The sequence below is a fragment of the Pedobacter sp. ASV12 genome (assembly GCF_016429155.1).
GTDB lineage: Bacteria > Bacteroidota > Bacteroidia > Sphingobacteriales > Sphingobacteriaceae > Pedobacter.
The window spans coordinates 1-6106 of the sequence record NZ_JAELUC010000133.1 but is presented as its reverse complement, the minus strand read 5'-3'; the positions used below and the strand labels follow the sequence as shown (position 1 = coordinate 6106).

General features: G+C 45.3%; 3 protein-coding genes and 1 rRNA gene. All 4 read left to right on the top strand.

The genetic code is table 11. The features are described from left to right. Positions 1-82: ribosomal RNA gene (gene rrf, locus JHD69_RS18775) — 5S ribosomal RNA — on the top strand; the annotation flags it as partial. A gap of 147 nt (positions 83-229) precedes the next feature. Further along, positions 230-1996 (top strand): S8 family peptidase, encoded by a 1767-nt coding sequence (locus JHD69_RS18770; RefSeq protein WP_199141877.1) that lies wholly within the window; start codon positions 230-232, stop codon positions 1994-1996. 278 nt (positions 1997-2274) lie between these two features. Next, positions 2275-3138 carry a hypothetical protein gene (locus tag JHD69_RS18765; protein ID WP_199141876.1) on the top strand — a complete coding sequence of 288 codons (864 nt, stop codon included), beginning with the start codon at positions 2275-2277 and terminating at the stop codon, positions 3136-3138. 40 nt (positions 3139-3178) lie between these two features. Next, complete coding sequence (locus JHD69_RS18760; RefSeq protein WP_199141875.1) at positions 3179-5959, top strand: outer membrane beta-barrel protein; 2781 nt, start codon at positions 3179-3181, stop codon at positions 5957-5959. The last annotated feature ends 147 nt before the right edge of the window (positions 5960-6106 follow it).

Here is a 6106-nt window from a genome sequence, read left to right as displayed (position 1 = left end):
TTCCCATTCCGAACAGAGAAGTTAAGCCCGCCTGAGCCGATGGTACTGCGGTAACACGTGGGAGAGTAGGTCGGCGCCAAATTTTAAAGCAGGGGCCATCCGACAGGATGGCCCTTTGTCGTTTATATCCTCCTGTTAAATATTTGTTAAAATCGCCTTAAACTAGCGCCCTAACTATTTTAAAACCGTATTATTGTAAATTACGTTAATCTCTGAAAGTATTTTAACCATGAAATTGAAGATTAGTCTGTTTTTTGCACTTTTCATAGGTCTGGCAGCACCGCTCTTTGCCCAAGATAAAAATGTAACCCTGCCTCCCAACTGGTTTAATCTCGATTTGCTAACCAGTGGTTATTTTGGCATCAGCACCGAAAAGGCTTACGCCGAATTGCTCAAAGACAAAAAGCCTAAACAAAAAATCATTGTAGCCGTGATAGATGGCGGCACTGACATCAAACACGAAGACCTTAAGGATGTACTGTGGACCAATACCAAAGAAATTCCTGGAAATGGCATAGACGACGATGGCAACGGCTATATCGACGATGTGCATGGCTGGAATTTCATAGGCTCGAACAAAGGCAATCTGGCCTACGATAACCTTGAACTGGTAAGGATCAAGAGAAAATTGGAACCTAAATATAAGTCTACTATCCCGAGTACGGTATTGGATAGTGCCGAAAAAGTAGAATTTGCATTGTATAACAAGGTGAGAACAGATTTCGGAAAGAAATATGACGAGGCCAGCAGCGCCTTCCCGGTTTACATCGCCATTAAAAAAGTCATGGATTCGGTGGCTTTCATCAATAAAAAACAAATCGCATCTTTAGAAGATATCGACAAATACAAGGCAGACGACGAGACTGAAGAGTATGTGAAGAAAATCATCCGTAAAGGCTCAAAAGAAGACGGAAGCATAGAGAAATTCTATAAAAATATTCAGAAAGGTTATCACGAGCTCGAAGTGATGCTGAAATATAATCTTGAAATGAAATACGATGAGCGTGCAACCTTGGTTGGCGACGATTATAGCAATTCGGCTCAGCGTAATTACGGAAATAACGACGTTACCGGCCCTAATGCCGATCACGGTACCCACGTATCGGGCATTATTGGTGCCAACAGAAACAATGCCTTAGGCATTATGGGCGTAGCCAATCATGTAAGCATCATGACCATTAGGGTGGTACCCGAAGGTGATGAACGCGATAAAGATGTAGCCAATGGCATCCGTTATGCTGTTGATAATGGAGCACGTGTAATCAACATGAGTTTTGGCAAAGCCTATAAATGGGATAAAAAAGCAGTTGACGAAGCGGTTAAATATGCCGAATCAAAAGGCGTACTTTTGGTACATGCCGCTGGAAATGATAACAGCAATAACGATATCGTAGATAATTTCCCGAATAAATATTACGACAGTCCCGAAGCCGAAGCGTATGCCAAAGCCCATCAAAAACCTGAAAAAGGATTGACGATACCCAAACGTGAAGACATGATGCGGCAAGGTATGGGCATGGGACCACGCCGACCAGATCCTTTTGCCAAGCCGGCACCGCTTGATTCGGCTAAGTACAACTTGCCACATGCCAGTAACTGGATAGAGGTGGGCGCCAGTTCCTATAAAGACGACGAAGATTTAAAGGCATCGTTTTCGAACTATGGCAAATACAATGTAGATGTTTTTGCACCTGGTTTCATGATCAACTCTACCGTTCCGGGCTCTAAATACGACGAATATGATGGTACCAGTATGGCCGCCCCGGTGGTTTCTGGCTTGGCGGCTTTGCTATTGAGCTACCATCCCGAACTGAGTCCGGCGCAAGTTAGGGAAATCATCATCAAATCGGTAAGCAAAGTAAACCATAAGGTGAAATATAAGAACGAGAAGGATGAGAATGTACGCGTGCTGTTTAGCGAGATCTGCGTAAGTGGCGGAATTGTAAATGCCTATAATGCACTTAAGCTGGCCGAATCGTACGAACTGTCGAAATAAAATATTCTTGAATACCCCTCAAATCCTCGATACACCTATCGGGGATTTTTTTTGTCTTGTTGTAAAAAAGGATTGGAAGGATAAAGCCATACCGTAACATTTTAGCGATATGGAGGTTGCTGATAGGGAGTGAAATGGCCTTTATTTTACATTGAAGGCCACTATTGTATTTTTTGCAATCGTAAGAAGCTTAAAATCCAAAATTCTGAATTAAGCCATTCCAAAATTCAGCAGTCTATTGCGTTAAACCTAATCAAATAGCACATACTTAACACACCATGAAAAATTTTTACTTATTCTTTTGCCTTAGCCTATTGAACTTGGGAGCCATGGCGCAAAAACTGCCAGATGTTCAAGTGGCCAGCATGCCAGCTCCGGCTACGATCAGAATTGATGGAAAAGCTTCCGACTGGAACGATACTTATGCAGCTGAAAATAAAAGAACAGCTATTTTCTACAGCATGGCCAACGACGATAAAAATCTCTACCTGATTGTCAAAGCAGTTGATGCCACCAAAATTATGGCTGGGGGATTGACTTTTTTGATCAATACGCAAGGCAAAAAACGAGATAAGGATGCCATGAGTGTTACTTACCCCTTGATTAATCGTGCTAACCGCACACAGGGTGCGCGTGGTCAGGGCGGACAAAGACAAGGTGGTTTTCAGAATAGAGCCCAACAAACGCAACAACAGCGTGATTCGGCCAACCTCGTGTTGCATAAGCAACAATTGGCCGGTGTAAAGGAAATCAAAGTGGCGGGATTCAAATCTATTCCAGATTCACTGGTTTCTATTTATAACGAGTACGGATTGAAAGCAGTGGCTTCCTTTGATCAAAGTGGGGCTTATGTTTATGAATTGGCTATTCCCTTAAGTTTATTAGACATCAATGTGGCCGATGCCAAGGAACTCGCTTATCAAATTAAATTAAATGGATTAAGCAATATGGGCTTTGGAGGCAATGCCGGCTTTGGCGGAGGCGGTGCAGGTGGTTTTGGTGGGGCTCGTGGAGGCTTTGGTGGTGGAGCAGCTGGCGGAAGAGCCGGAGGAGCTGGTTTTGGCGGCGGAGCTGGAAGCAATATGCAGGATCTGATGAATGCCACAGATTTCTGGGGAAAATATACCCTTTACAAAAAATAAGCAAAGCCTTTCAATTCAAACCAAACAAACTCTACTCAACATGTTCAATTCATCGATATATCCTGCTTTTTCAAAAGCATTGCTTGTTTTTGTACTCGGGTTCTTCTTCGTTAATACCCTGTACGCTCAACAAACGCCCGTAAGGCCAAATACGCCCCCTAAATCCAATACGCCGCCGCCTTTGTTGCTGCGCGAAATCAGCGGTATTGTAAAAGATACCACCGATCTTGGCGTACCAGGCACTACGGTTAAACTTACTTCGGCCAAAGACACTTTGGTAACCAGCACCAATCCCGATGGCATTTTCGTGTTCAAAAATGTAAAATCGGCTACTTATACACTTTCGATCACTAGCCTGGGCTATAAACCTATTGTGGCCAAGTTTAAACAAAACGATGCCATTCCGCGTATCGTGATGGATCCTATTGTGCTCAAAAGTCAGGCTAATACCCTCAACGAGGTGGTCGTAAACGGAACACCTTCCATTACGTATAAAACAGATACTGTTGAATATAAGGCCAGCGACTACATTGTGCGCGAAAATGCCACAGTAGATGAGCTTTTAAAGAAAATGGAAGGCATGGAAGTAGGATCAGACGGCACCTTGGTGCATCAAGGCAATAACGTAACCAAGGCTAAAATCAATGGCAAAACCTACTTGGGTGGCGATGTGGCTACGGCCATTCAGAACCTGCCTGCCGAAATTGTGGAGAAAGTACAGATTGTTGACGATTATGGCGACCAGGCCGCCAGAACGGGCGTTAAAGACGGCGACCCAGAAAAAATACTGAACATTGTAACCCGGACAGATAAATCGGTGGGCAATACCGGAAATGCAAGTGCGGGTGTTGGCAACAACAAGCGCTACGAGGGCTCTGTTTTCGGGACAAGGATCAATGGCAACGAAACCATTGGCTTAAGTGGCCGATTGAACAATACCGTAAATGGCGTGGCCAATAGTGGCAGCAACGGAGGCGGTAATGGTGGTGGAAATGGAGGCGGAGGCAATGCCGGAGGTGGAGGTGGAAACCGTGGTGGAAACGGCGGTGGCAATACCGGGGGTGGTAACAGCTCTTCGGGAGGAAGCGGGGGAACCACCAACACCGGAAATACTTCATTCTCCTACCGCGACAAGCTGAGCCCCAAGGTAGAGCTGAATACCAATTACCGCTATACTTTTAATAATGTAAACTCGCTCAACAGCAGCGCTTCGCAAATTTTTAGCTCTAGGGGTTCTACTTTTTCTACCAATAACAGCACCAGCCAAAACAATTCTAAAAACCATAATTTCGGTTTTGAACTGGAAGCTAACCTCGATAGCAACAATTACATCAAATTCAGCCCAAACATTACTTATAGTTCTTCTGTTAATGGCGGGCAGTCTAACGTCATCCAAAGAGGATACATTAACCAGGACCAAACAGGGGCCAATACCAGCAGCAATACCCGGCCCAATGTTGATGCAACTTTGTTCTATCAACATATTTTTAAAAAACCGAGAAGAAACCTTTCGGTACAGCTGAGCATGAGCCGCAACAAACAGGATGCCGAGCAGGAAAGGAATTCGAATATTATCTCTTACGAAAGCAGCAATGCCGATATCGTATCAAAAGATTCGCTGATTCACCGGCTTGTTGAAAGAGACAATCTTACAAGAACCTATCGCGGAAGCCTAACCTATGTAGAGCCATTGTCGGTTAAATCGCAGTTTGAGTTTAACGGACAGGTTAATTACAACGGCTATGACAACACGGCCTTAACAAGCAACATCAATGCAGGTGGCGTGCATCAGGTCATCGATTCGCTAAGCAATATTTACGATTATTCGTTTACCCAGGCCCGTATCGCCCTGAATTATCGCTATGGAGTAGACCGCGATTCGAAAACCAGGTTTTCATTAGGTGTTACGGCAGTGCCAGCGGTTTTGAGTGGCACCAAGGTAAGCCTCGGCACAAGTACGCACCGAACCAGTTTCAACCTTATTCCTATTGCCCGGTTCCAATATTTATGGTCGAGGCAGCACAGCATGCAGATCAATTATTCGGGCAATGCAACCGAACCTACTTTTGACCAGATCCAGCCGGTGAGGGATGTTTCCAATCCGCAAAATCCGGTGGTGGGTAATCCAAACCTGAGGGTTACTTTTAACCACTCCATTAACGCGAGTTATAACAACTACATCGCCAATTCAAAGCTGAATTATTCGTTTAACATGAACGCTACTTTTGTTGACGATGCGGTTATCAGAAATACCGTTGATGTAAAAGGTGCCGATAGCATTTGGAAAAGCGAAACCCATTTTTTGAATACCGCTGGTGTATACCGGATCAACGGAAACTACTCGATCAGCAAGCAACTGAACGACCGCAAATACAATTTGTCTTTTAGCGGTAACATAGCCAACAACCATACCGTTTCGATGAGTAATTTTAACAAAAACACCACTTCTGCCTGGATCATGAACGAACGTGCGGGTGCCAGGATCAATCCTAACGAGTGGCTGGAAGTAAATCCTTTTGTGGCTTACAGCATTACCAAATCGAGCAATTCACTGCCTACTTTCAGGGATAGCCGTACCAATACGCTTTCGCTGAATATTGATGGCCGTTTTATCATGTGGGGCAGCTTGATCTTGGGCTATAGTGCAAGCAAGAGCTTTGTAAGCGGCATTAATGCCAATATTACCAATAATCCCTTGGTGATTAACAGCTACCTCCAAAAAGAACTTTGGAAACGCAGGGCAACCATAACGGTACAGGCCTTCGATTTATTGAACCAGAACAATTTTGTAAACCGTACCCTGTCTCTTATACACATCTGACGCTGCCGACGAACCACGACAAAAAAAATTTTTTGGGGGGGGGGGGGGGGGGGGGGGGGGGGGGGGGGGGGGGGGGGGGGGGGGGGGGGGGGGGGGGGGGGGGGGGGGGGGGGGGGGGGGGGGGGGGGGGGGGGGGGGGGGGGGGGG